The sequence below is a fragment of the Antrihabitans spumae genome, from assembly GCF_043944905.1.
In the GTDB taxonomy this organism is placed as follows: Bacteria; Actinomycetota; Actinomycetes; order Mycobacteriales; family Mycobacteriaceae; genus Antrihabitans; species Antrihabitans spumae.
Genome location: NZ_JBIMSN010000050.1, coordinates 1 through 26,247, shown reverse-complemented (window position 1 = coordinate 26,247; position 26,247 = coordinate 1). Strand labels below are relative to the sequence as shown.

Sequence of the window (26,247 nt, the reverse complement as noted above, 5' to 3'; positions counted from 1 at the left end):
TCGAGTCCTTGCGTGACGCGGCGATGCGTCGCGTTTGATATTCCGTATTGTGGAATTTTAATTCCGTTTGTTAAGACTTAGTGTGACCCAGCTAACAAGGAGGGGTCAAGGGTTCGGAGAGGTATATACGATTTACGCCGTACCGCGGGTCAACAAACGTCCGCGAGGCGCCTCGTCGATGTCGATCCGAGTGCCTGCGAGCCACGTGCTGCGGACCACACCAGCCAGGGGCAGTCCGTCGTACGCGCTGATGGGATTCTTGTGCTGCAGTCGACTCGCGTCGACGACAAAGGCCTCGTCGGGTGCGAATACTGCGAAATCGGCGGCGTATCCGAGGGCGATCTGACCCTTGGTGGTGAAATCGACCTGCTTGGCGGGGTTCTCGGCCATCCACGCGACGACCTCGAGGAGGCTGTGCCCGCGGCGCCGTGCCTCGGTCCAGATGGCAGGCAGACCGAGCTGCAGCGACGCGATACCGCCCCACGCGACACCGAAGTCGCCGATGTCGAAGCGTTTCAACTCCTCCGTGCACGGCGAATGGTCGGACACGATGCAGTCGATAACGCCGTCGGCAAGCCCCTGCCAGAGCAGCTCGCGATTCGACGCTTCCCTGATCGGCGGACAACACTTGAATTGTGTTGCCCCCGCGCGTATTCCCTCGGCGACGAACGACAGGTAGTGCGGACAGGTTTCGACTGTGAGCCGAACTCCGTCGTTGCGTGCGGACGCGATCATCGGCAGCGCATCCGAACTCGACAGATGCAGAATGTGGACCCTGCAATTGGTCCAGCGAGCTAGCTCGATCACCTCTGCGATCGCGAGGTTCTCGGCACCACGCGGGCGCGAGGCGAGGAAGTCGGAATAGCGCTCACCGTTCGGTGACGGCGCGCGGTCGATACTGTGCGCATCTTCGGCGTGCACGATCATCAGCGCACCGAAGGACGCGACCTCGCGCAGCGCGATCTCCAATTCCTGCGCGTCGAGCGGCGGAAACTCGTCGACGCCGGAATGCAGCAGGAAGCACTTGAAGCCGAATACACCCGCGTCGTGCAGTGCCCGCAACTCGGAGACGTTGCCAGGTATCGCGCCACCCCAGAACCCGACGTCGACGTAGGCCTGATCCGCAGCGACCTTCTGTTTGATCTCCAAAGCGGAGACGTCGACGGTGGCGGGAATGCTGTTGAGGGGCATGTCGACGATCGTCGTGACGCCACCAGCAGCCGCGGCGCGCGTCGCGCTCGCGAAACCCTCCCACTCGGTGCGGCCAGGCTCGTTGACGTGCACGTGCGTGTCGACGAGGCCGGGCATCAGCACTTCGTCGTCGCCGAGCTGAATCGTCTCCTTGGCTTCGAGTACCGAATCGAGTGGCTCGATCGCGACGATCCGGCCGTCCCGAATGCCTATGCAACGAGCGACTTCTCCGGCTCCGGTGATGACGCGCGGCGCACGGAAGATGAGGTCGAGCGGCTCGCTCATCGCCCGACCGCCTCGGCGTCGCCCGGCTGCGCATCGAGCCACCGCTGGTAGGCCTGGGTAGCGGATTCGGCATCGAGTTCACCGAAGAGACGAAGCCGGGACAGGCCGCCGTCCGGGTAGACGTCGAGTCGCAGATGTGTTGCGGCGGTATCACCTTCGACCAGGAACCGATGCCGGGTGTCGGGTTGAACCGCGGTGCGGGGCAGGAGGTCGAACCAGGCGGCAGCGTCGGCGAGGTCGGACTTGCGAGTATCGATCGCGCTCAACGACACCCAGCCCGGCGCATTGCCGACGTAGTAGCTTGTGTCGATCTCGACGTAGCGTGCCGAGCCTGCCGCGGCGAGTGCGAAGACGGCGAAATCGTTGCCGCCGTTACGCCGGCGCGAGTTCTCCCAGCCTTCCCCCATGTTGCGTGCGCGCCCGGGCATGATGATGTTCGCGGGCGATGCGTAGAAAGCATCCGAACAATCGGTGAGGTGACCACCGTTCTCGGCGGCAAGCAGATCGATTGTGCCGCTGAGGAATCGGGGATCTGCCACGACCTCGCCATGCACACGCAGGCGGGCAACGCCACCGTCGGGGTAGATGGAGAGGCGGACGTGCGTCCAGCAGTGGCGGTCGGTGACGGCGTACTCGTTGGCGGTGTGGCCTTCGGCGGGCGACTTCTCGACGATCGTGTGCCATTGCACATTCTCGAGTTCGTCGATAGACGGATAGCCGTCGATCGAGGCGGCCTCTACCGACACGAAGGGCGGGTAGTTGCCTTTGAAGTAGGCAGTGTCGACGACGACGCCATGAACGATGCCTGCGGCACCGAGTCGAACGATTGCCCAGTCGTGCCCTTCGTCGCGGCGGCGCCGCGTCTCCCACCCGTCGTACACCTTGCCTTTGTGGCCGAACTCGTTCGGATCGAAGAAGGGCGCCTCGGGCCGAATCAGGTTCTCCCGCTGGGCGAAGAGTTCGTCGTTGGCGGCCGAGACGCTGCCGCCGAGGGCACGCGAGGCAAGGTCGGGTAGAGAAGTGAATTGGTTGGTCATGATGCGGCTCCTTGTCGCGTGGTGATGCTCGGTTGGCGTGTGTTCTTCGACGATGCGGGGACCCAGTTCGCGAAGCAGCGCAGCCGCGTTCGCGATCGAGGTCTCCGGGTCCGGCTCCAGCTCGGAAAGCGGGTAGGCGCGGATGATTCCGGCGGCGAGTAGTGCCTCGGCGGTCAGCAGGCTGCGCCCTGCGACTGCCAGTACGGGTATGCCGCGCCTGCGCGCAGCCGTGGCAACTCCAGCCGGTGCCTTGCCGTGCAGAGTCTGCTCGTCCAAGCAGCCTTCACCAGTGATCACGAGGTCGGCGTCGGCGAGGTAGGACTCGAAGTCGACGAGTTCGAGAACGAGTTCGATGCCTGGATGGGCAACGGCGTCGAGCACAGCGAACAGCGCGAAGCCGGTACCACCGGCGGCGCCGGCGCCAGGAGTGCCTACATCGTCGGTGCCGACGGCGGCGGTGACGACCTGTGCCCATTGGGCCATGGCAGCCTCGAGTACGAGCAGATCGCTGCTCGTCGCGCCCTTCTGCGGGCCGTACACGGCCGTCGCGCCGTGCGAGCCGAGCAGTGGGTTGTCGACGTCGCATGCAACTCGAAACCTACTGTCACGCAACGCCGGATGGAGGTCGGTGAGGTCGAGGCGAACCGCTCGCAGCAATTGGCCACCGCCCCGACCGACGTCTTTGCCATCGGCGTCGACGACTCTCGCTCCGAGAGCTTGCAGCAAACCAGCTCCGCCGTCCGTCGACGCGCTTCCTCCGATTCCGACGACGATGTCTTTCGCACCGTGGTCGAGCGCATGCGCGATCACCGTGCCGAGGCCGAAGGTGCTGGCGCCCAACGGGTCCGGAATCCTGCCAGGAAGATTGGCCAGTCCGACCGACGACGCGAGTTCCACAACCGCACGCTCGCCGTGCACTGCGTAGTTCGCAACGAGCGGCCGACCGGTTGGACCGGTGGTCGATACGCCCACCGGAGTCCACCCGTTGGCGACGGCGGCAGCCACCGTTCCGTCGCCGCCGTCGGCAATCGGGAGTTGCACTGTGGTCCAACCGCATCCGGCATCGGCAATACCCGCGGCGAGCGCGTCGGCGACCTCTGCTGCGGTCAGCGACCCTTTGAACTTGTCCGGAGCGATCAGCACCTGCATGGCTAGTCCAGCATCATCAGTGCGGTCGGCGCATCGGACCAGCTGGCCGCGATGTCCTCGAACTCGGAAACGTTGTCCAACTCGGTGCCCATCGCGATGTTGGTGACCTTTTCGAGGATGACCTCGACGACAACGGGGACCCGGTGCTCGGTGGCCAGTTCCCGCGCACGATGTAGAGCACCTGCGATTTCGGCAGGGTCGCTGACGCGGATTGCTTTGCAGCCCATGCCTTCCGCAACTCGGACGTGGTCGACGCCGTAGCCCTTGGCCGGGGTCATCGAATCGTCGGCGTTGATGTTGTCGAAGCCGAGCTGCACGCAGAAGTCCATGTCGAAGGCTCGTTGGGCTTGACGGATCAGGCCGAGATAGGAGTTGTTCACGACCACGTGGACGTAGGGCAGATTGAACTGCGCGCCGACGGCAAGCTCCTCGATCATGAACTGGAAGTCGTAATCACCTGACAGACCAACGACATTGGCGGTCGGATCCGCGGTCAGCACGCCGAGTGCCGCCGGAATCGTCCACCCGAGGGGCCCAGCCTGACCTGGATTGATCCAGTTGCGGGCCTTGTAGACGTGCAGGAACTGACCGCCGGCGATCTGCGAAAGACCGATGGTGCTGACGTAGCGGGTGTCCCGGCCGAAGGCGCGGTTCATCTCCTCGTACACACGCTGCGGCTTCACGGGGATGTTGTCGTAGTGCGTCTTGCGCTGCATCGTTCGCTTGCGCTCGGCACATTCGGCAACCCAGTCAGTGTAATCGGGGAGAGTCCCCGCGGCATTCCGTTCCTTGGCGACCTCGATCATCTGCAGCATCGCGAGTTTGGCGTCGGACACGATGCCGTAGTCGGGTGCGAAGATGCGGCCGATCTGTGTCGGTTCGATGTCGACATGAACAAACTTGCGGCCCTTGCAGTAGGTGTCCAGGCCACCGGTATGCCGGTTGGCCCAACGGTTTCCGATGCCGATGACGAAATCGGACGCGAGCATGGACGCGTTGCCGTAGCGGGTCGAGGTCTGCAATCCGACCATGCCGGCGGCAAGGCGGTGATCGTCGGGAATGATGCCCCACCCCATCAGCGTCGGAACAACCGGAACGTTGAGCAGTTCGGCCAACTCGACGAGCTCATCCTCACCGCCCGCATTGTTGATGCCACCGCCGGCGACGATCAGCGGCCGCGCCGACGCGGTCAGCATGTCCAGCGCCTTGGCGGCCTGCCTGCGAGACGCGGCAGGCTTGTACACCGGCAGCGGTTCGTAGGTGTCCGGGTCGAAGTCGATCTCGGCCAGTTGGACGTCGATCGGCAGGTCGATCAGCACCGGACCCGGCCGACCCGAACGCATCAGATGGAAGGCCTGTTGGAAGGCTCCCGGCACTTGAGCGGGCTCGAGGACGGTCATGGCCATCTTGGTCACGGGCTTGGCGATCGACGAGATGTCGACGGCCTGGAAGTCTTCCTTGTGCAGCCGCGCGACGGGCGCCTGGCCGGTGATCGCGAGGATCGGAATCGAGTCGGCCATAGCGGAGTAGAGGCCGGTGATCATGTCGGTACCAGCAGGCCCCGAGGTGCCGATGCAGATTCCGATGTTGCCCGACTTGGCGCGTGTGTATCCCTCGGCCATGTGTGACGCGCCCTCGACGTGGCGGGCGAGCACGTGCTTGATGCCGCCGTGCGAGCGCATCGCCGAGTAGAAGGGGTTGATGGCCGCGCCGGGCAAACCGAACGCTTGCGTGGCTCCTTCGAGCTCCAGAATCTTCACGGCCGCGTCCGCGGCCCGCATTCGAGGCATGACAAATCTCCGTCTATCGATGTGTGTATCTATCGGAAGTTGAGTACGAGAAAGGAATTCAGCTGGTGCGACCGGAAAGTCGCTCGACTCCGCGGAAGAGACCGGAATGGTCGAGTCCGCCGTCGCCGTTCGCACGAGCAGAAGCCATAAGCTGAGCGAGGATGGCACCGAGTGGTACGACGACCCCGGCTTCGCGGGCCGCTGCGGTCACGATGCCGAGGTCCTTGTGGTGCAGGTCGATTCGGAATCCTGGGTCGAAGTTGCGGTCGAGCATCTTCTGCGCCTTCTGATTCAGCACGGCTGAGCCGGCGAGGCCGCCGCCCAGCACCTCGACGGCGGCGGCGGTGTCGACGCCGTACGCCTCGAGGAACACGATCGCCTCGGCAAGCACTTGGATGTTGGCCGCAACGATCAGCTGGTTGGCCGCTTTGACGGTCTGGCCGGACCCGCTCGGGCCGACATGGACGATCGTCTTGCCGACAGCGTCGAGCACGGGCTTGGCCCGCTCGAAATCTTCTGCTGCGCCGCCGACCATGATGGAGAGCGCCGCGTTGATGGCGCCGGGCTCACCACCTGACACGGGGGCGTCGATGAGCGCGAACCCGCGTTCGGTCGCCTGCGTGGCGAGGCGCGCGGTGACATCGGGTCGAATACTCGAGAAGTCGATGATCAGGGTGCCGGGCTTCGCGTTGTCGAATACGCCGTCTTCGCCGACGAGTACCTCTTCGACATCGGGAGAGTCTGGGACCATGATCGCGACCACGTCTGCCTCGGCGACGGCGTCCGCGATCGAATCTGCCGCGCTACCGCCGGCTTTCACCAGTGGCTCGAAGCGGTCCGGCGTGCGGTTGTATCCCGCGACGCGGTGGCCCGCATTTGCGAGGTTGACGGCCATGGGGCTGCCCATGATGCCGAGACCGATGAATGCGATTGTGCTCATTGCGAATTGCTCCTAACTGGAAAGATCTGGGAAACCGACTGCGTCAAGCCGTGAAGGCCGGCAGCCAGTCGAAGGTGTCGGGACGGGTGGCTTTGTATTCGAGGCTGATCGAGCCGTCGTATCCGTTGGCTGCCAACTGCTTCAGGTAGCGCCGCAGATCGAGGTCACCGGTGCCGGGCTCGCCGCGACCAGGTGCGTCGGCGATCTGGACGTGGCCGATGCGGGCTGCGTAGGTGTCGAGTGCCCCACCGACATCGTCTCCGTTGACCTGCAGGTGGTACAGGTCGGCGAGCAGGCGAAGATTCGTTACGCCGGAACGGCTTTCGACCGATTCGATGACTGCGACGACGTCTCTCGCAAGTTTGAGCGGATACGCCGGTGCGCCACTCACAGGTTCGACGAGGACGACGCCGCCGATGCGCTCGGCTGCCCGGGCCGCTTCCGCGAGGTTCTCGGCCGCGATCTCGTCCTGCTCGGCCCGTTCGATGCCTTCGATGCGGTTGCCGTAGAGCGCGTTGAAACCCTTTGTGCCCAGACGCTTTCCGATCCCGACCGTGATGTCGATGTTGTCGCGAAATTCACTGACCGCTGCGGGATTCGAGAGCAGTCCGCGGTCACCTGCGGGCATGTCTCCTGCGGCGAAGTTCAGGCCGGTCAGCGCAACACCGGCATCGTCGATCGCGCGAACGAAGGCGTCGACGTCGCGATCCGCCGGCACCGCGGTGTCGAACGGCCACCAGAACTCGACCGAATCGAAGCCGGCGTCGCGCGCCGCCTGAGGGCGCTCCAGCAGCGGCAGGTCCGTCAGCAGGATCGAGCAGTTGACGGTGTAGGCGAAATGGTTCATGTCGTTGCGCGTCCTTCGTGGTCTGTTTGCGGATTCTGCGGTCGGATTGCGTTGCAGTTCAGTCTTGTTCGGGAAGCCCGCGATACTTGCGCCACCCGCCGTGCTCGGTGATCTCGGTGAGTTGCTCCGGGATCGACTCGAGATAGCCGGGCCGTAGACCGACTGCCAGGACAGACCTGCCGTCGTCCAAGGCGATGACGGTGAGTTCGAGCTCGGCAGGCTCGTCGGGCAGGAAGTCGGTACGGATGTTGTCCATGGGCACGTCGTACAGCTCGCCCTCGATTGCTGCGCCGCCGTCTTCGCTCAGCAGGAGGGCCGGAAACTCGTCGCGGACGGAGAAAAACCGGTAGATCGGAGCCGTTCGTGCTGCACCGACGAATTTGTGCTGCGCCACGTTGTGATGCAGGTTCCCGCCTCGCATTGCGCCGCCGTTGCAGAACAACTCCGCCATGTCAGCACTCCCTTGGGTTGACTTCCGTATTGTGGAAGTATTATTTCGTTTGGTGATATTAGTGAACCGCTTCGGGCCCTGTTTGTCAAGAGTGGTATACCGCCCGAGCAGAGAATGGAAACGGGCGCCGACCCTGTGGTCGGCGCCCGTGGCTCATCGAAAGGTGCTGCTAGACAGTCACATTAGGTTGGCCGACAGCGACGTCCAGTTCGACGGCAACCTTCAACAGCGCTTGCCGGAGCCGCTTGGTCTTACTGTCCAGAACCTCACCGACCATCTCCTGCGTCACTGGCCAAGGAGTGTCGGGGATCACATCGTGGTCGGTCACCAGGGCCACACACGTATAACTGATCCCGAGTTCGGCGGCGAGCGCTGCTTCCGGATACGGCGTCTGGCTCACCAGATCCCAGCCCTGGGCCGCGTACCACCTCGACTCTGCGCGAGTCGAATACCGCGGCCCGCGTATCGCCACCAGCGTCCCGCCGTCGTTGACGATCCAGTTGTTGCGCCTGAGTATCTCGACGACCGCTCTGCGACCTGCAGCCGGGAACGGGTCGCCGAAGCTGAGGTGCACATCTTTGTCGTCGAAGAAGGTGTCGTCGGTGCGTCCGGTCCTGTCGACGAGCTGATCCGGTACGACGATCGAGCCGACGCCGACCGCAGGCCGAAGCGAGCCAGAGGGTGTCGGTGCGAGAATCGTCCGAATGCCGAGACTGTGCAGAGCCCAGATGTTGGCCCGCGCATTGATGCGGTGCGGTGGGATGTTGCGGTGCCGACCTGTTCGGGTCAGATATGCGATGCGATGGCCGTTCGAATTGCCGACGACGATCGTGTCGGAGCACGGTCCGTACGGAGTATCGATCGCGATCTCTTCGACGTCGTCGAGCAATCCGTAGTAACCCCAGGTGCCGAGAACGGCGACGCGTACATGTGTCTCAGGCATTGCGGACCGCCATTTCTGCGTCTACGGGATTGCTCTTCTTCGTCAATTCGACTGGTGCCGAGTCGATCTCACGACTCGGATGCGGATGTGCAGCTACGTCGTCCGGATCGTCGGGAACGAATCCACGGTCGAGCACTGCGTGCATCTTCTCGGTATCGAGCATGCCGGACCATTTCGCGACGACGAAGGTCGCGAGGCAGTTCCCGAGCAGGTTGGTGAAGACGCGCATCGAGTCCATCAACCGGTCTGCGCCGAGCAGGAGCGCTACCGCTGCGACCGGGAAGGCACCGATCGCGGCCGCTGTAGCCGATAGGGCGACGAACGCCGACCCGGGCACGCCAGCCATGCCCTTGGAGCTCAGGATCAGAATGCCCATGATCGTAAGTTGTTCTCCGATACCGAGTTCGACGCCAACCGCTTGAGCGAGGAACATCATCGCAAGCGAGAGGTAGATGGCAGCGCCGTCGAGGTTGAACGAATATCCGGTCGGTACGACAAGTCCGACGACCGCTCGATCGCAGCCGGCGTTGTCGAGCTTCTTGATGATTCGCGGCATGACCGCCTCGGACGATCCGGTGCCGAGCGCAAGCATAAATTCTTCGCGGCAGTACTTGACGAACTTCCACGCGTTCACGCCGGTAAGCAGTTTGACCACGATGGAGAGCACGACGATGAAGACCAGTGCCGCTCCGTAACAGGCGAGAATGAGAATTCCGAACGACTTGAGCGAGCCGGCCCCGTAGTTGCCGACCGTGAACGCCATCGCTCCGAATGCGCCGAGCGGCGCGAGATACATGATGTAGCCGACAATACGGAAGATCACGTGCAGCGCCTGGTCGATGACATCCATCAACAGTGGCGGCGCGGATTCTCCGAAGGACGCCAGCGCTACGCCGAACAGCACCGCGAACAACAGCACCTGGAGCAGGCTGTTCTGGGCGAATGCGTCGAACACGCTGGTCGGGATGATGTTCATGACGAACTCGACGCCGCCGGGAAGGTGACCGCCCTGTGTCTTCGCGTCGAGCTCGCTCGTGTCGAGCGTCGAGGGATCGATGTTCAAGCCACGTCCTGGATGGACGAGGTTGCCGACCAGCAGCCCGAGCCCAAGAGCGCACGTTGTGGCGGTCATGAACCACAGCATGGCCTTTCCGCCGATCTGGCCGAGCGCCTTCATGCTGCCCACCTTGGCGATCCCAGTGACGATCACCAGGAAGATCAGCGGCGCGACGAGCATCTTGATCAATTTGATGAAGCCCTCGCCGAGAGGTTTGAAGTGATCGGCGAGGCCGGGCGCGAGGATGCCGGTGGCGATACCGGCCGCTATGCCGATCAGGACTTGTACGAACAGACTTTTGTACCAGCGCTTCGGACGCGCTGCGGCTTCTACTTTGCTCACGGAGTACCTCTCCATCGACGAACTTCCACTCTGGCTAACTTCCATAATGTGGAATATTAATTCCATTATTGATATAGTGGTCTGCATCACACGCGGGTGTCAACCCCTAGACAGTGTTGGCCAGCGATTGCGGAATCTGGATATCGTCATACGATTGAGTAATTCCGCTAGTCGGAAGTTAAAAGCCACTACGGGCTGGAAAGGACTATCCGATGGCAGCCATACCCAGCCAGGGCGGCAGCGTCCAATCTGTCGACCGCGCGTTCGACATTCTGGAAATCATGGCGGCGGCGGGAGGATCGATCGCGCTGAGCGAACTTGCCGAGACCGCGGGTCTGCCGCTGCCGACGATCCACCGGCTGACCCGATCGCTCGTCGCACGTGGCTACGTTCGGCAGCTACCGTCGCGCAAGTATGCGCTGGGGCCCAAGCTCATTCGTCTGGGAGAGAGCGCAACTCAGCTGATCGGCGCCTGGTCGCGTCCACATCTTGCCGACCTCGTCCGAGCGACAGGGGAAACGGCGAACATGGCCGTCATCGACGGCACCGCTGCCGTCTACGTGGCGCAGGTGCCGTCGGAGCACTCGATGCGGATGTTCACCGAGGTCGGCAGACGGGTGTACACACATTGCACCGGCGTCGGAAAAGCACTGCTCGCACAACTCCCCGACGATGCAGTGCGAAGCATCGTCGCGCGGGCGGGAATGCCCCGACAGACCCCCAATACCCTGACCGATCCCGATGCCCTGATCACCGACCTCAACGTCATCCGACAGCGCGGTTATGCAATCGACGAAGGCGAACAGGAGGTCGGCGTCCGGTGCTTCTCCGTTCCCGTTCCCAACTCCCCCTCGCCGACGGCGATCTCCGTATCGGGACCGGCGGCTCGTGTGACGCTGGAATCGGCGGACCACATCGTCCCTCTGCTCAAGCGTGTCGCGAAGGAGCTCTCCACCGAGTTCGACAACAACGCCGCACTCTGAGCCGAGGCTAGGAGTTGTTGGCCTGCAGAAACTTTCCGGCGTGGATCGTGGTGCCGAAGCCTTCGGCGAAGGTGCCGTTCTCGTAGAGGACGTGGCCGGCGACGATGGTGGCCGCGACAGCCTTGTCGTTGCGATTGACCATACGATCGACTCCTGCGACACCAGGCATCGGCGCTTCGGCGTACTCGCCGCTGGAGCCATCGAATCCGGACGGGTCGATGATTGCGATGTCGGCGCGGCTGCCGATCCTCAGGCGTCCGGCATCGAGGCCGTACCAGTCGGCGAGCTCACTCGTCAGTCGGCGCACCGCTGCCTCGACCGGCATGAACGCGCGGGCATGGACTCGTTCGAGCATTCGGACACCGAAGTTGTAAAACGCCATATTGCGCAGGTGCGCACCGGAATCGGCGAACCCGACCTGCACGACATCGGATTGTTGCAGCTGGTCGAGAACGTCGTCGCGGTCGTTGGCGATCGTGGTGCGCCAACGCAGGGCCTTGCCGTGCTCGACGGCCAAGTCCAGCAACGCATCTGCGGGTTCGATGCCACGTTCGTCGGCGATCGCACCGAAGGACCTACCGACGACCGTCGCGTCGGGGCAGGCGACGATCTCGGCGTCGTAGAGATCGCGGTGCCACACTTTGAACCCATTCGCCGTCATTTCCTTGCGGAACGTGCGACGGTAGGATTCGTCGGCAAGCAACTTTCCGCGCTTCATGACGTCGCGAATGTTCAAAGCAGCAGCGCCCGAACCGAATTCCTCGAACACCACGACGTCGATGCCATCTGCGTACACCTCGAACGGGACCGGAAGATGTTGCCACCGGAAGCCGTCACCACCGATCTTGTTGACGAGCTTGGCAGCCGCGATCGCCGCTCGGACAACGGTGCGGTCGGCCTTGACGTCGGCGGCGCTGATGATCGTCGTCTTCAACGGTCGACGCTTACGGCCCATGCTCTGCGCGAAGTAGCGCGCCATCTCCGACCGCTTTGCCAGATTCGGGGTGCTCTGGTGGATGCGACCGCGGGCCCGCAGCACGTCGTTGAGAGCGCCGAATTCTTTCCAACTCGCAAACGTGGACGGCAACAGCCTTGCGGGCCAACGGGTTCCCTCCAGCTTGGAAAACGAACTGCGGATGGTCGACAAGCCGACGAACCCAGCGTCCAACGCTTCGGTCAGCATGGCTTTCATCCTGGCCAGTTCGGCATCGCTTGGCGTCACGCTCGGGTCCGTTGCCCGGTCGAGGCCGAGCACAGTGGCTCGGATGTCGGAGTGTCCGATGAAGCCCGCGACGTTGAGGCCGAGCGGGCGCTGGTTGATCGCGTCGACATATGATGCGGGACCCGACCAGGTCTTGTGTTCTTTGACCGCGGAATGCACTGCGTCCCATGGCAATGCCTCGACCCGAGCGAACATGTCCGCACAGTCGTCGGCGTCGGCGTAGACGGTCGACAGCGAGCAGTTGCCCAGCACGATCGAGGTGACGCCGTGGCGCACGCTCTCCCCCAGTCCGGGTGAACCGAGGACTTCCGCGTCGTAGTGGGTGTGCACGTCGAGCATCCCCGGTATCACCCACTTACCGCTCGCATCGATCTCACGATCGGCGCTACCTGGCTCGATCGCACCGATGGTCGTGACCTTCCCGTCTCGCACGCCGACGTCGGCCAGGACGGGCGCCGAACCGGAACCGTCGTAGACGGAGCCATTGCGGATCACGAGCGAGTAGTGCGACATCAGCAGCCTTCGATCTTCGATACTCGACAGTATTGAGATTTGGATACTGTCGAGTATCCTGACTCCCGTGACGGCCGTCAACCCCCGAATCCGTACCCCTCGCCTGGAGGTACGCGAGCGAATCCTGGCCGCCGCGACGTCGGAATTCGCTCGAAAAGGGTTCGCAGGCACCACGATCGACGCCATCGCAGATACCGCTGGATTCACCAAGGGCGCCGTCTACTCCAACTTCGGGTCCAAAGACGACCTGTTCTTCGCACTGTTGGACGAGCAGATCGCGCACCGACTGGAGGTCGTCGCAGCACTTGCCGGCGATACAGTCGCCCGCACTTCGATGCGCGAGGCGGGCAACCTGCTGATGCAGGAAGTACTCGCCAACCGCGATTGGCAACTGCTGTTCACCGAATACTGGCTTCGCGCAATGCGCGACTCGCAGGTGCGCGAGAAGTTCGTCGAACATCGCCGGGCGGTGCGTGCCCTGATCGAGCGCACGGTCGACCAACTCGACCTCCATCCAGGCCTCGACTCGGAAGCAGCCGCAGTCTTGATGCTCGCCCTCAACAACGGTCTGGCGATCGAAGAATTCACCGACCCCGGAACGGTTCCGCACGACTTGTTCGGCACCGTTCTGCAGGCGCTCGCTGCGCCCGACAGTCAGGTCTGATCAGGAATCCTCGCCGATCCTGCCTGCGACGTCGACCGCGATCTCGATCGCGCGTTCCGCGAGTGGGGAGTGCGTGCGATTCGCCTGCCACAGCAGAAAGATCTCGCGTGGCGGGAGTGCTGGCTTCAGTGTGTGGACGCACAGCGACGCATCGGACCCTAGTTCGGCGCCGTGGACGGCGAGTTTCGGCAGGATCGCCGAACCCATGCCTGCGCGCACCATCGACAGCACTGTTTCGTTGCCCGCGGTGCGGCACACGACCTGTGGCCGAACACCGCGCCTGGCGAGAGCCTGTTCCATTCGCGCCTGGTCGCAGATCGGCGGATGCGCGACCATCGGTAGACCGTCGAGTTGAGCAGTATGCACCGGACCGTCCGGGAACGAACCGCGCCTAGCGACCAGCACATACGGATCATCGAGCAACTTGCGATGTTCGACATCGCCGTCGACGCGACCGTCGAAGAACATCAAGTCGAGATCGCGAACCTGCGGACGATCGGTCTCCTCCTCGAAAAGCCTTATGTCGCAGCCGGGATGTGAGTCCCTGAGTGCGCGAATCACGAGTGGCAAGATCACGTTCGACACACTCTGGAAGGTCCCGATATCAACTCTGCCGTCGCCGGCCTTGAACCGGTCAACGGCAGCCGTCATCGCCTGAGCCTTGGCAAGCAGATCGCGCCCATGTGCCAGCACGACAACCCCGAGTGGGGTGATCCGCACCGGTTTTGGTCCGCCCGGCCGATCGAATACTGCACCGCCGACGCCTTTTTCCAGCGCCGCTATCTGCTGGCTCACCGTCGACTGGGTGTACCCGAGCCGCAAGGCTGCACGCCCGAACGAGCCCTCGTCCGCCACGGCTGCCATCGTGATCAGGTGTCGTAGCTCGATGTCGGACATGACCCGACCCTAGTCGGTTCATCGCCGATAGCGATGAATTTGATCGGACACTATCGCTTTTCGTAATGTTCTTCTGGATCTAGCTTTGGCTCTATGACCAATGTCGTTACGCCTGGCGAGAACCAGACCCAGCCCACAGCGAGTAGGTTGCAGTCCGGACTCTGGTTGCCGATCTTCGACGAACTCGCCGACCCGAGAGTGGTTGCGCGCCTGGCTGCCGATGCGGAAGAAGCCGGCTGGGATGGTGTATTCGTGTGGGACCACCTGCGCTGGCGAGCGCCGGTCCAACAGGTCGCCGACCCGTGGATCACGTTGGCCGCGATCGCAACTGCCACCGAACGCATTCGATTCGGTCCGATGGTCACACCCCTTGCTCGCCGCAGGCCCGCGAAGGTCGCGAGGGAAACCGCGACGCTCGACCTACTCAGCGGCGGACGCTTCACACTCGGTGTCGGTCTCGGCAGCAATCGCTTCGGCGAGGAGTGGTCTGCCACCGGTGAGGAACTCGACGATCGGCGGAGAGGACAGATGCTCGACGAGTCACTCGAGATTCTTGGCGCCGCATGGTCCGGTGAGCCCGTGCACCATCGAGGACAGCACTACACCGTCGACGGAATCACGTTCCTGCCCAGACCAATTCAACACCCCGGCGTCCCTGTGTGGGCAGCGGGATTTCCCGGCAACGCCAAACCGCTGCGCCGCGCCGCCCGACACGACGGCTTCTTTCCGGTCAACCTCGAAGACCATGACCAGCTCGCCGAGATCGTCGCGACCATCACCGGTCTCCGACAGGGACAAGCGACCGCCTTCGACATCGTGGTCGGTCTGGCTGCCGACATCGACCCCGCGCCGTACGCCAAAGCGGGCGCCACCTGGTGGCTGACGGACTTCGACCCGGAAGCAGTGTCGCTGGATCAGGTTCGAGGCGTGCTGCGCGACGGTCCGGTCGACTGCGAGTAGGTAGCGTAACTTCGATGGCGGACCTATTCGACTACGACGCGGAATTGCACCTGCACAACCAACACTTCCGCGCTGCTGCCCGCGTCAGCTCTGGGGACCGCGTGCTCGACATCGGCTACGGCACAGGGCAATCGGCTCGCGATGCCGCGCGCGCCGTCGGTGCCGGGAGTGTACTCGGCGTCGACGTCTCCGCACCGATGCTCGAACAGGCTCGGCGAATCAGCGACGACCAAGGCCTGACCAACGTCACGTTTGTGTTGGCAGACGCCCAGGCACATCGGTTTACGCCGTCGGAGTTCGACCTCTGCATCAGCAGGTTCGGCACCATGTTCTTCGCGGACCCGATTGCCGCGTTCACCAATATCGGGCTGGCTCTGCGGCCTGGGGCGCATTTGGTGCTGCTGGTCTGGCAGGAGCGCGAACACAACGAATGGGCAACCGCCTTCCGGAGGACCCTCACCGACACGAACCCGGCACCCAGCGGCCCCGATGCGTTCTCCCTCGCCGATCCGGTTGTCACGGAACAGATCCTGACAGCGGCCGGCTTTATCGACGTCGATTTCACCGACGTGCACGAGCCCGTCTACTACGGCCCGGACACCGCCGCCGCATACGACGCTGTGCTCCGTCTGCTGAAGTTCGAAGACCAGCTCGCCGAACTCGACGACGCGGAGGCAGACCGAGTACGCAGCCGGCTGTGGGCCACGCTCGACGCGCACAACACCGATCGCGGGGTGTGTTTCGATTCGCGGGCCTGGATCGTCACCGCTCGACGAGCCGGTTGATACGTCGGAGCGTCGGTTCCAGCCCGACTGAGGTTTAGGCTTCGCGCATGGTTGAGCCGTTTGCGCGCGATGAGTCGACCGGGGATTCGATAGCTCACGCACTGCGTGAGGAGATCCTCAGTGGACGATTGGCTGCAGGAGAGCGCTTGGTCGAGGAAGCTATCGCCAAGCAGTTCGGGGTGTCGCGTGTTCCCGTCCGTGAGGCGCTGGCCCGACTCCAGTCGGAAGGCTTTGTCAGCATCGTTCGATACCGCGGTGCGACGGTGTCGGAGACCCTTGCCCAGGACAGCCGCGAGTTGTTGCAGATCCGCCGGGGTCTGGAGATCCTTGCTGCGCAGCTGGCCGCGCAGAACCGGGGCGGGTCCGCAGCCGACGAACTTGCGGCGATCTCGGCGGGCAGCCCGCACCTGGAGACCGCGCCATTTCACGAACTGGTTGCCACAGCGTCCGGGAACCGGCAACTCGTCGAGATGTTGACACAGGTGAGTCGTCGAGTGCAGTGGGGCTTCGGCCATAACCCGGAGGCCTCGGTGAACGATCACCGTGTACTCGCGACGGCGATCGTGAACGGATCGGTCGTTGCGGCCGGATACCTGATGGATGAGCACCTGCAGCGCGACGAGCGCTACTTCGCAGAGACCTTTGCGCAGCCCCGCGACGCCTGACGGCATCAGGCTCGCGTTGATTGTATTACAATATATAGCGTGATTTGCACGATGTTAACACATACTCGCAGTTGAGTAATCTCGGGGAAACAGTTTTCGTATACAAAATACGAAGCAGATCCCAAGCTGGACCCGACCCGAGATCTGCTCACCGACACAGCCCGTGCCGGCGCCGTTCCCGCACTCGGAGCCACTGCGATGTCACACACGATCCCCATGCCGTCCCCATCGACCAACACCGTCACAACCGAGACCATCGACGCCGCCGCGTCGCCCGGCTTGACCGCCGCCTTGGACCGCATCGGCTTCGGCCGCGTGCAGGCCGCGCTGATCCTGCTGCTGATGGCAGGATTGTTCTTCGATTCCCTCGAGCAGAACTCGACCGGAGCGATGGGCACGCTGCTCAAGGAATCGTTCGGCATCGACAACTCCCAGCTGACGATGATCAACACCGCCACTGTCATCGGCGGACTCGTCGGTCGCCTCATCGGTGGCTACATCGCCGATCGCTGGGGGCGTCGCACCGCGCTGAGCCTGAACCTGCTCGTCTACACCTTGGGCGGGCTGATCAGTGCGGCAGCGGTCAACTACGAGACACTGCTCGCGAGCAGATTCATCGTCGGCATCGGACTAGGCGGCGAGTTCACAGTCGGCTTGGCAATCCTTGCCGAGATCGTCGCCACCCGACACCGCGGCTCCCTTCTCGCGACACTCAATATTTCCTCGGGCGGCATCGGAAACATTGCATCGTTCGGCTTCTTCTGGCTTGTACTCGGACCGTTCAACGACGTACTCGGCGGCAACGACACCGCTTGGCGATGGACCTACGTTCTCCTCGCCGTCCCCGCCGTGCTCGTCGTCTTCTTCCGCCGCTACCTGCCCGAGTCGCCGCGCTTCCTGCTCTCCAAGGGCCGTGTCGAGGACGCCAACAAGAGCCTTACCCGATTGGCGTCAGGAACCATCAGCGGCCTTCGCAAACCCGGCCCGACACAGCAATTCGTCACTGCCGCAGACATTCCCATCGAGACCAAGAGCAGCTACATCGAGGTTTTCAAAGGCGAGAACCTGCGTCGCACCGTTGCGATCGGCGCAGCATCGTGGATGTCCTTCGGCGCCCAGGTCACCCTGCTGTTCCTGATGCCGATCCTGCTGGTGTCGCGTGGCTACTCACTGTCGGATTCGCTCGTCTTCACCATGATCATGAACGTGGGGTCGTTGTTGGGAGCATGCGCGGCGTCGTACCTGGCAGGCAAAGCACCCCGGCGTCTCACCGTGAGTGTCGCCGCAGTTCTCGGCTGTATCTCCGCCATCCTCTTCGCGTCCTTCGCCAACACGACAGCGCTGATTCTGATTCTCGGCATGACCTTTCAGTTCTTCACCATGATGCTCAACACGATGCTGTCGGTGTGGTCGCCCGAACTGTTCCCAACTTCTGTGCGGGCCATGGGCGCCTCGGTCGTCAATGGCATCGGCAACGTCGCAGGCGCTGTCATGCCCTTCGCCGCCCTGTTCTTCTTCGACCGTGCAGGCGTTGCAGGTGTGTTCCTGATGATCGCCGTCATGTACGCGCTCCTCGTCGTCGCCGCCCGCTTCGGACCCGAGACCTTCGGAAAGACACTCGAAGCGGTCACCGAAAAGCCCGTCCCAGCCACCTCCTGATCACCTCCACCAGCAAGGACACCATGACCATGTCGAAGCTCACCATCTCCGCCACCGCACACGGACAGAACTACCTACCGCAGTACTACGCCGACCACCTCGGACTCTTCGCCGAACGCGGTCTCCACGTCGAAGCAACCGCTCGCGACCCATGGACCGGCGTACTCGACGACCTCGACAGCGGCGTCGCAGACGTCGCACTCGGCGGCCTGTGGGTACCGGCGATGTACTGGAACACACCCCGCGAACTCACCGTGTTCGCCCAGGTCAACCACCAATTCCCGAAGGCATTGGTGACTCGCACACCTCGGCCGGACTTCACGTGGTCGGATCTCGTCGGGCGCACTGTGCTTGCCCCCGGCATCGGGGGAAGCGCGCCGTACGCCTTTACCGCCGGATTGATCCGCGAGGCAGACGTGGACCCGGCGTCCATCACATTCTTACGGGATCTGTCGACGCCGATGTTCGTCGAACTCTTCGAGGCCGGCCTCGGTGATGCGATAGTTCTGGACCTGACCACCGCAGAAGCATTGCAGGCCAGGGGAACTGGATTCATTGCCGACGACTACACGCAGTCGGGCGGCATCGGACCCAACAGCGTTTACTACTGCCGTAGCGATCGGTTCCATGAGTTGTCCGACGGGATCGTGGATTTCGTTGCAGCACTGCAGGAATCGATGACGCTGCTCGGGTCTGTCACCGTCGCCGAGGTGGAGGGAGTCCTCGTCGATCACTGGCCTACGATGCCGTTGCCGGTACTGGCTGCATCCTGCAGGCGAATGCTGGAGTCACAAACCTGGGACACCGTGCGGATCGATGCAGACGCCTCGGACCGCTGGATGCGAATTCTGCACGAAGAGAAAATGATTCGGACCGCACCGTCGTTCGCCGAGTTGGTCGACAGCAGCATCGTCGACCGGATCAGCACTACCCGCGTCCCGGCATGACCCTGATCCTGCGCCACTCCGACATCACTCCCCTGTTGGATCGCAACGAAGTCCGCCACGCCGTCGAAGCAGCATTCGCCGGCTTGGCGGGCGGGGAATTCAGCAATCCGGCGCCTGGACGTCTCACGTTGCCCACCAATGGATCTGCGCTACCGATGGCCGCCTGCACCAACGACCGCGTCGCGGTGAAGCTGCTCTGCGACATACCGTCGAACCGCGATCGAGCACTCCCGACCCAACGTTCGACGATCCTCGTCACCAGTGCCACCACCGGTGCGTGCGTGGCCATCCTCGACGGTCGGGCGGTCACGGCAATCCGAACGGCGGCAGCGTCGGCCGTCGCCACCGCCCACCTCGCCCGACCTACCGCATCGACACTCGGCCTGATCGGAGCAGGCAACCTGGCGATAGAACACGCTCACGCCGTTGCGGCCGTGCGGGACATCCAACGAATCATCATCTGGTCGCGTACCACCGCGACGATCGACGCGTTCCGCTCCGCCACCGAATGCCTTGGCATACCCGTCCATTCGGCGCCGAGTGTCGAGGCAGTCATGGACGCAGCCGACATCGTCTGCACCGTCACACCGTCCGAGGAGCCCATCGTGTGCGGCAAGTGTCTGCGCCAAGGGCAGCACATCAACGCTGTCGGCGCACCACCGCGACCTGACCATCGCGAGATCGACTCGGTAGGCATGGCCAGAGCACGCATCATCGTCGACAGCCACACGACCACGATGTCGAAATCAGGCGCCGTCCTCATTGCCATCGCCGACGGATTCATCACCGAAGAGGACGCCCGCACTGAACTCGGTCACGTCATCAACGGCACCGCACCGGGCCGCACAACCGACGACGACATCACGATCTTCGAATCGGTCGGTATCGGCCTACAGGACCTTGTCACCGCCAAGCTCGTCATCGACCACGCCACGCGTCTCGGAGCGGGGACGACCGTCGATCTGACTGCATGATTAGCAGCGGCTCGCCTAGGTGATGGTGACGCCACCGTCGACGGCGATGGTCTGGCCAGTTACGTAACCACCCGCGTCGGATGCCAACCAGACGAGCGTTGCGGCAAGTTCCTCCGGATCACCCTTGCGGCCCAGGATCATTCGCGGTGCGAGCGCATCGAGGTAGCCAGGGGCGTAGGCCGCCGTCATCTCCGAGGCGAAGAACCCCGGCGCAATCGCGTTGACCCGGATACCTTTTCGGGTCCCCCACTGCTGCGCGAGGTCACGGGTGAGTCCGACGATCGCAGCTTTGCTCGCGCTGTACGCAGCCTGCGGTAGGCCGGCGGTGGTCAATCCGAGAATGCTGGAGATGTTCACGATCGAACTTCCGGGCGCCATGACGCGACCGCAGGCCTGCGCAGCCCAGTACGAGCCGTTCAGGTTGATGTCGATGACCGACCGAAACTCTTCCGGCGTCTCGCGGGTCGACGGAACTGCGGTCCCCACGCCCGCATTGTTGACGAGAACGTCGACCTTGCCGAACTCCGCGATCGCGGCCTCGACGAGTGCCGTGCACTGGTCAGGATCGACGACATCGGTCCCGACCGACAGCACCCGGCCACCGACGCTCTTGACCAATTCCGCTGTGTCAGCGAGCTTGTCGACCCTGCGAGCGGCGAGAACGACATCGGCGCCCGCTTCGGCGACAGCCTTCGCGAATGCGACGCCGAGCCCCGAGGATGCTCCCGTCACTATTACGACGCGACCATCGAGGCGGAATTTGTCCAGTACTGACATCGTTGTCTCCATTCGGTACCTAACGGCATTTCCGATGCAACGGTAGTCACCGCTGCTCCGGTCAGACCATGGTGGCTGGCACCGCCGCGATGAGACCGCCGTCGACGAGGAGGTCTTGCCCGTTGATGTACGCCGCGTCGTCGGATGCCAAGAAGGCGACCGCAGCAGCGACATCTTCGGATGTGCCTAGCCTGCCGGCTGCGACTGTCGCGACCGCCGCAGCTTTGGCCGCATCGGAAACGTTGGCCTTGTAGGACGGCGTCTCGATGTAGCCGGGACTGATCGAGTTGACACGGATTCTGCGCGGAGCAAGTTCTGCCGCAAGGGATTGCGCGAGATTGAGAACCGCAGCCTTCGTTGCCGAGTAGAGCGACGCAGCCGGGACGCCGCGGTGGACCGCCCAGGACGAGGTGACGACGATGGCACCGTGGTCGGCAAGCAACGGAAGGGTCTTCTGGACGGTGAAGAAGACCCCCTTGAAGTTGGTCGCGACCACCCGATCGAATTCCGCGTCGGTGATGTCCGCATTCGGCAGGAAGGCGGCGATGCCCGCGTTGGCGAACACCACGTCGAGGCGTCCGTACCGGGTCCTGATCGCGTCGACAAGGGCGTCGAGGTCGGACGAATCAGCAACATCGACAGCGACGGCAGTCAGCCGGTCACCAGCGTTCAACTCTTCCACCGCCTTGTCGAGACCAGGCTTGCCACGCGCAGCGATCACCACCTGGGCACCCTCGTCGAGTAGTCGGCGGGCCGTGGCCAAACCGATGCCGCTGCTACCGCCGGTGACCAGGGCGATCTTGCCGTCGAATCGGGCTGTGGCAATCGGCATTCGGGGTTCCTCTCGGAGGTGTGGTCCTGCGAGGAGGCAACTCCGAAGGGCAAGCCACTATTCCGGGACGGCGCGTGGGGGCACCCTGACGACGTCCAGCGGAGTGAATGGCACCCTCATACCCCCGCGGGCAGGAACGGTGGAGCGAATGTGCCAGCGGTCCCACCCAGGGGTACGAATGCCGCATTGGCTCCGGCGTGTAGGCATTTATTCGGCACGGCAGGTGTTGCAGCTGTCACCGAAGCGGTGTAGGCCAGAGGAGGTGACCGTGGACCCGATACCCGTGATCGCCGACTTCTCGACGCGCGGCCTCCCGCCCGACGAGCGTGCGCGGCTGTGGGAGGAACACAACGCCTCGTCGTTGATCGGCCTCGGCTGCAGGACGCTGACCGGTGATGTGTTGGAGGCAGCGGAGCGCACCGTGCAGCTTCCGCAGTTGCGCCTTGCCCGCGTCACAGGCACACCGCACGTTGTCGACCGCACACAGGCACATATCCGGGCGAACCCGACCGACGCGATCGTCGCGTACTTCGCGTTGAAGGGCGACGCGTTTTTCTATCACGAGAGCGGCTGCGAAATGGTCCGGCCGGGGCAAGCCATCATCGGAGACGGCGACAAACCGTTTATGCGTGGGTTCTCACATGGCCTGCAGGAAGTCGTCCTCGAAATTCCCCGGAGCACGTTCGACGATACGCACTGGCACAACACTTTTCGCTCACCTCTTACTGTCGACTTCACCACCAACCCGCACGCCCGAGCCCTGCTTCGATTGATCGGCACGACGTTGCAGGACGGGACGGACAGCTCCGCCGTCGTGGAGGCGACTTCGATCGATCTGTTTCTGATGTCGCTCGGCGGTCCCCCTGCCAGCCCCTCGGCCGCGCACACCGCTGCGGCGTCGGTGTTCATAGCAGAGCACCTGCACGAACCAGACCTCACCGTTCCCAAAATCGCTGCCGCAGTGGGGATAAGCGAACGGCAGCTGTCGCGTCTGTTCGCCGCCGACGGGGTCGGTGTGGTCCGGTTCATCCTCGACCAACGCCTCGACCGCGCCCACAGCGCTGTGTTGTCGAATCCGACCGCAGCGCTGTCCAACATTGCCGCCAACTGCGGTTTCACTTCGCAGTCCTACTTCTCGAAGGTCTTCAAGGCCAGGTACGGACTCTCACCGAGCGCCCTTCGTTCGTCGCGACAACACGCTTAGACGCCCGCCGGCGCGAGGACGATGTCGAATCGGGTCTGCGACCAGGTCCGACCCACCTCACGCCCATCAGGGGTCGGAGTACTCGCAGAATGCTGCACGAAGTCCTTGACCAACGAGTCCTTCACACCGAAAACACTGTCCTTGCTCAGCAACTCGTCGCCGCGCACGAAGATGTGCGTGACCAACGTCCGCAGACCCTCCGCGGTGACCATGAAGTGCAGGTGTGACGCGCGGAAGGGCGAACGGCCAACTGCTTCGAGCAGTTTGCCGACCGGCCCGTCATGCGGAATGGGATAGGGCGTCGGCGTCAGACCCCAGAATGCGAAGCCGCCGTCCTCGTCGGAGTACAGGTGGGCACGTCCGGACACTCGGTCGTCGTCGTACTGAACGTCGTAGAAGCCGTCGTCATCGGCTTCCCACACTTCGATTCGCGCTCCCGCCACCGGCCGGCCATCGGTGTCGGTGACAGTTCCTTCGACCCAGCACGGCTCACCGGGAGCATCACCGGCGATGTCGCCTCCCGATTCGATACGTGGCGAATTCTCAGTGAAGAACGGACCGAATACAGTTGCCTCCGTGGCCCCCTGGTAAGCGGTGTTGTTGACTGAGATGCACTGCGCCGACGCTCCGAACACATCCGAAAGGAGTACGAACTCCTGACGCTTGTCGTCGGTGATATGGCCTGTAGCGGTGAGGAATTCGATGGCCGTCTGCCATTCCGCCTCCGTCAGCCGGACGTCGCGAATGAAGGCATGCAGATGTGTGGTCAAAGACTGCATGACTTGCTTGAGCCGAGGATCCGAAGCATGCTCGAACGAAGCGACAACCGTCTCGACGAGGGTGTCCTCGATTGCCCGTTGCTCCTCCGAGATTGTTGCGGCAGTTGATGTGTCGGTCATGATCGTCCCTTCTACTGTCCCGGTACGGCGCCGACGAGCGCGGCGCGAAGAAGTGCATCGAGGTTCTCGGGTGTCACGGTCCGGGGGTTGCCCGCGGGGATGTTCGGCATGATGAGGCGCACCGCTTCGGGGATATCACGCTCGGTCAGTCCGTAGTCGCGAAGCGCCCTCGGCGCATTCAAATCGGTACGAAGGGTATCGAGTCCGTCTGTAGCGCTGACACTTCCGAACGCCGAGGCGAGCCGCTGCTCGGCGTCTACAGCACACGGCGCGTTGAACGCGAGCACGTATGGGAGGACAGTCGCGTGCGTCTGCGCGTGTGGCAGGTCGAACGCTCCCCCGAGTACATGACAGATCTTGTGATGCAACCCCGAACCGGCCGACGCGAACGCCACAGCCGCGAGATACGAACCATAGAGCACCTTTTCGCGACCGGCAGGTTCGACGGGATTCGAGACGACAAGCCGGAGGCCTGACGAGAGAGCGCGAACCCCCTCTGCCGCAAGAGCCTGATTGATCGGATCCGCCCTCGGCGCCCACATCGAATCCACACAGTGCGCAAGGGCATTGAGTCCGGACGCTACCGAAAGGGCCACCGGCAGCGACAGAGTCAATTCCACGTCGTAGATAACCGAGCTCGGCAGTACGGCGTTGTCGACGCCGGTTGTCTTGCGCGACTGTTCGGTGAGGCCCCACACGTTGGTCGCCTCGGAACCGGCATACGTTGTGGGTATCGCGATGATCGGCAGGTTCGACGTCAGCGCAATGGCTTTGGCCAAACCGGTGGTGGAACCGCCGCCGACACAGACGATCAGATCGACGTCGGCCTCCGCGGCCGCCTTCCGCGCGGCTTCGGCTTTCTCGATCGGCACGTGCGGCGCGACATCGGTGTAGAAAAGGACGACGTCGATGTCGTCGATCAGGTTCGCCGCGACGTCCGCCGCTGAACCGGCCGCAATCACCATCACCCGTCGAGACCCAAGGCGAGCGACCTCGGCAGCAAGGTGTTTCGCAGCGGTGCCGGTTCCGAAAAGTACGCACTGGCCAAGGGTTTCGTGTTCGAACTGCACGGTTACGCCTGCCTGCTCAGGATGGCGGACAGTGCGTCTGCAAGCACGGCCGCCGGATCGGCAGGCAGCGAAGCCGAACGCCAACCGACGTGTTTATCGGGTCGAACCAGGACCGCACCATCTTCGTCGACGCCGCGAATTTCGGCCCAAGCGAAGTAGAGGTCTGTGCACTCGTGTCCAGGGCCGATGACGACGGTCACGATGTCGATTCCTAGCTGGCCACCGACTTTTGCTGCGGCGGTGAGCCATTCGTCTCCCGTGGTCCCGGTGAAGAGCGTGAATCGTCCGTACGGTGCCAGGTCGTGGGTCGAATATTTGCGGCTGCTGTCGCCGACCCACACGTGCGGAAGTCGGCCGCCTGGTGCCGTCGACTGCTCGTAGTACAACTCGGCGTCGCGCACAGGAACGGCTCGCGCACTCCCGTCGTCGACGACGGCGGTGGATGCATACGACTGACCCAATTCGACTCCGTGGGCATTGAATTCGTAGTTCTTCAGGTCCATCGCATCCTGGATCGCGCGACGTTTCGCAGCGCCCTCGGCGGTGTTGTCCTTGCGAGATTCGATCAAAGCGGCCATCTCTTCGGGAGTTTCGGCCTTGTCGATACCGAGGGCCTCGAAGAGCTGCCCGAATTCTCGACTGGACTTGTTCGCACGGGTGACGATCTGCGCGGCAACGGGAGCGCGTTCGACGGTGTACGTCTCGAGCAGATCGTCGCCGGCGGTTCCTCCCAACACGGCTGCGATCTTCCAGGCCAAGTTGTACGAGTCCTGTATCGACGTATTCGAGCCGAGACCGTTGCTCGGGGGATGTTTGTGTATCGCATCGCCGGCACAGAACACCCGACCGGACTGCAACCGCGTCGCATACTGCTCGTTGTTGCCCCACAACGACTTTCCAGTGATCTCGACCTCCAGATCGGGCACACCGACCAGGTTGCGGACGATCTGCGTTGCCGACTCGTCCGTCACCTCGGGTGCTGGACCGTTTATGTCGTAACCCCACACGATCAACCATTCGTCCCATGGGTGCACCATTCGAATCAGACCCGCGCCGATCCCGCCGATGTTGGATCCAGGCTGCACAACCCAGTACAACACCGAAGGCCGATGACACTCCCTGTGTCAACCTCAGGCGGCAGAAGCTGCCTGGTGTTGATCGATG

At 63.3% G+C, this 26,247-nt stretch carries 24 protein-coding genes and 1 pseudogene; 9 read left to right on the top strand and 16 right to left on the bottom strand.

Features of this window, described 5'->3' with window-relative positions:
* Window positions 1–132 precede the first annotated feature (132 nt).
* The 9 genes and pseudogenes from allB to dctA form a co-directional block, all read right to left on the bottom strand.
* Entirely contained in the window at window positions 133–1,476 is a 1,344-nt protein-coding gene (allB, locus tag ACHIRB_RS11465) for an allantoinase AllB (protein WP_395124910.1), read from the bottom strand.
* Window positions 1,473–2,513 (bottom strand): allantoicase, encoded by a 1,041-nt coding sequence (gene alc, locus ACHIRB_RS11460; protein WP_395124931.1) that lies wholly within the window; start codon window positions 2,511–2,513, stop codon window positions 1,473–1,475. Before alc ends, allB begins: the two co-directional genes overlap by 4 nt.
* A 60-nt stretch (window positions 2,514–2,573) precedes the next feature.
* A pseudogene (locus tag ACHIRB_RS11455) lies at window positions 2,574–3,662 on the bottom strand (glycerate kinase family protein); the annotation flags it as partial.
* 2 nt (window positions 3,663–3,664) lie between these two features.
* Entirely contained in the window at window positions 3,665–5,452 is a 1,788-nt protein-coding gene (gcl, locus tag ACHIRB_RS11450) for a glyoxylate carboligase (RefSeq protein WP_395124911.1), read from the bottom strand.
* Between the two features lie 58 nt (window positions 5,453–5,510).
* Window positions 5,511–6,392 carry a 2-hydroxy-3-oxopropionate reductase gene (locus ACHIRB_RS11445; RefSeq protein ID WP_395124912.1) on the bottom strand — a complete coding sequence of 294 codons (882 nt, stop codon included), beginning with the start codon at window positions 6,390–6,392 and terminating at the stop codon, window positions 5,511–5,513.
* 43 nt (window positions 6,393–6,435) lie between these two features.
* The gene (locus ACHIRB_RS11440; RefSeq protein ID WP_395124913.1) at window positions 6,436–7,239 is read right to left on the bottom strand and encodes a hydroxypyruvate isomerase family protein; all 804 of its coding nucleotides are present in this window, start codon (window positions 7,237–7,239) and stop codon (window positions 6,436–6,438) included.
* 58 nt (window positions 7,240–7,297) lie between these two features.
* Entirely contained in the window at window positions 7,298–7,690 is a 393-nt protein-coding gene (locus tag ACHIRB_RS11435) for an allophanate hydrolase-related protein (RefSeq protein WP_199705639.1), read from the bottom strand.
* A gap of 169 nt (window positions 7,691–7,859) precedes the next feature.
* Window positions 7,860–8,633: an MTAP family purine nucleoside phosphorylase gene (locus tag ACHIRB_RS11430; protein WP_395124914.1), complete on the bottom strand. Its 774-nt coding sequence runs from the start codon at window positions 8,631–8,633 to the stop codon at window positions 7,860–7,862.
* Window positions 8,626–10,032: a C4-dicarboxylate transporter DctA gene (gene dctA / locus ACHIRB_RS11425; RefSeq protein ID WP_395124915.1), complete on the bottom strand. Its 1,407-nt coding sequence runs from the start codon at window positions 10,030–10,032 to the stop codon at window positions 8,626–8,628. The genes ACHIRB_RS11430 and dctA overlap by 8 nt, the downstream gene beginning before the upstream one ends.
* A gap of 212 nt (window positions 10,033–10,244) precedes the next feature.
* Between dctA and ACHIRB_RS11420 the strand changes: the two genes are divergently transcribed.
* Window positions 10,245–11,015: an IclR family transcriptional regulator gene (locus ACHIRB_RS11420; RefSeq protein WP_199705642.1), complete on the top strand. Its 771-nt coding sequence runs from the start codon at window positions 10,245–10,247 to the stop codon at window positions 11,013–11,015.
* 7 nt (window positions 11,016–11,022) lie between these two features.
* On the opposite strand, the gene ACHIRB_RS11415 is transcribed toward ACHIRB_RS11420, so the two are convergent.
* Window positions 11,023–12,750 (bottom strand): N-acyl-D-amino-acid deacylase family protein, encoded by a 1,728-nt coding sequence (locus ACHIRB_RS11415; protein ID WP_395124916.1) that lies wholly within the window; start codon window positions 12,748–12,750, stop codon window positions 11,023–11,025.
* 67 nt (window positions 12,751–12,817) lie between these two features.
* Here ACHIRB_RS11415 and ACHIRB_RS11410 point away from each other — a divergent pair, with 67 nt between their 5' ends.
* Entirely contained in the window at window positions 12,818–13,414 is a 597-nt protein-coding gene (locus ACHIRB_RS11410; RefSeq protein ID WP_395124917.1) for a TetR/AcrR family transcriptional regulator, read from the top strand.
* On the opposite strand, the gene ACHIRB_RS11405 is transcribed toward ACHIRB_RS11410, so the two are convergent.
* Entirely contained in the window at window positions 13,415–14,311 is an 897-nt protein-coding gene (locus ACHIRB_RS11405) for a LysR family transcriptional regulator (protein ID WP_395124918.1), read from the bottom strand.
* 93 nt (window positions 14,312–14,404) lie between these two features.
* On the opposite strand from ACHIRB_RS11405, the gene ACHIRB_RS11400 reads away from it, so the two are divergent.
* The 6 genes from ACHIRB_RS11400 to ACHIRB_RS11375 all read left to right on the top strand — a co-directional run bounded on the left by ACHIRB_RS11400 (window position 14,405) and on the right by ACHIRB_RS11375 (window position 20,301).
* The gene (locus tag ACHIRB_RS11400) at window positions 14,405–15,271 is read left to right on the top strand and encodes an LLM class flavin-dependent oxidoreductase (protein ID WP_395127692.1); all 867 of its coding nucleotides are present in this window, start codon (window positions 14,405–14,407) and stop codon (window positions 15,269–15,271) included.
* Window positions 15,272–15,285: 14 nt separating this feature from the next.
* Window positions 15,286–16,056: a class I SAM-dependent methyltransferase gene (locus ACHIRB_RS11395; protein WP_395124920.1), complete on the top strand. Its 771-nt coding sequence runs from the start codon at window positions 15,286–15,288 to the stop codon at window positions 16,054–16,056.
* Between the two features lie 47 nt (window positions 16,057–16,103).
* Window positions 16,104–16,721: a GntR family transcriptional regulator gene (locus ACHIRB_RS11390; protein ID WP_395124921.1), complete on the top strand. Its 618-nt coding sequence runs from the start codon at window positions 16,104–16,106 to the stop codon at window positions 16,719–16,721.
* 216 nt (window positions 16,722–16,937) lie between these two features.
* A complete protein-coding gene (locus tag ACHIRB_RS11385) occupies window positions 16,938–18,380 on the top strand; it encodes an MFS transporter (protein WP_395124922.1) in 1,443 nt (480 codons plus the stop codon).
* 23 nt (window positions 18,381–18,403) lie between these two features.
* Entirely contained in the window at window positions 18,404–19,327 is a 924-nt protein-coding gene (locus tag ACHIRB_RS11380; protein WP_395124923.1) for an ABC transporter substrate-binding protein, read from the top strand.
* Complete coding sequence (locus ACHIRB_RS11375; protein ID WP_395124924.1) at window positions 19,324–20,301, top strand: ornithine cyclodeaminase family protein; 978 nt, start codon at window positions 19,324–19,326, stop codon at window positions 20,299–20,301. Before ACHIRB_RS11380 ends, ACHIRB_RS11375 begins: the two co-directional genes overlap by 4 nt.
* Window positions 20,302–20,316: 15 nt before the next feature.
* On the opposite strand, the gene ACHIRB_RS11370 is transcribed toward ACHIRB_RS11375, so the two are convergent.
* Together ACHIRB_RS11370 and ACHIRB_RS11365 are read right to left on the bottom strand one after the other, a co-directional pair.
* Entirely contained in the window at window positions 20,317–21,078 is a 762-nt protein-coding gene (locus ACHIRB_RS11370) for an SDR family NAD(P)-dependent oxidoreductase (protein WP_395124925.1), read from the bottom strand.
* 61 nt (window positions 21,079–21,139) lie between these two features.
* A complete protein-coding gene (locus ACHIRB_RS11365) occupies window positions 21,140–21,910 on the bottom strand; it encodes an SDR family NAD(P)-dependent oxidoreductase (protein ID WP_395124926.1) in 771 nt (256 codons plus the stop codon).
* A 268-nt stretch (window positions 21,911–22,178) separates the two neighbouring features.
* On the opposite strand from ACHIRB_RS11365, the gene ACHIRB_RS11360 reads away from it, so the two are divergent.
* A complete protein-coding gene (locus ACHIRB_RS11360) occupies window positions 22,179–23,114 on the top strand; it encodes an AraC family transcriptional regulator (protein ID WP_395124927.1) in 936 nt (311 codons plus the stop codon).
* On the opposite strand, the gene ACHIRB_RS11355 is transcribed toward ACHIRB_RS11360, so the two are convergent.
* Genes ACHIRB_RS11355 through ACHIRB_RS11345 form a run of 3 tightly spaced genes read right to left on the bottom strand, consistent with a single transcriptional unit; the run spans window position 23,111 to window position 26,183 of the window.
* A complete protein-coding gene (locus tag ACHIRB_RS11355) occupies window positions 23,111–24,013 on the bottom strand; it encodes an intradiol ring-cleavage dioxygenase (protein ID WP_395124928.1) in 903 nt (300 codons plus the stop codon). The genes ACHIRB_RS11360 and ACHIRB_RS11355 overlap by 4 nt on opposite strands.
* Window positions 24,014–24,024: 11 nt before the next feature.
* A complete protein-coding gene (locus ACHIRB_RS11350) occupies window positions 24,025–25,083 on the bottom strand; it encodes a maleylacetate reductase (RefSeq protein WP_395124929.1) in 1,059 nt (352 codons plus the stop codon).
* A gap of 2 nt (window positions 25,084–25,085) precedes the next feature.
* On the bottom strand, window positions 25,086–26,183 hold the full coding sequence (locus ACHIRB_RS11345; protein ID WP_395124930.1) for an FAD-dependent monooxygenase: 1,098 nt from the start codon (window positions 26,181–26,183) through the stop codon (window positions 25,086–25,088).
* Window positions 26,184–26,247: the final 64 nt, after the last annotated feature.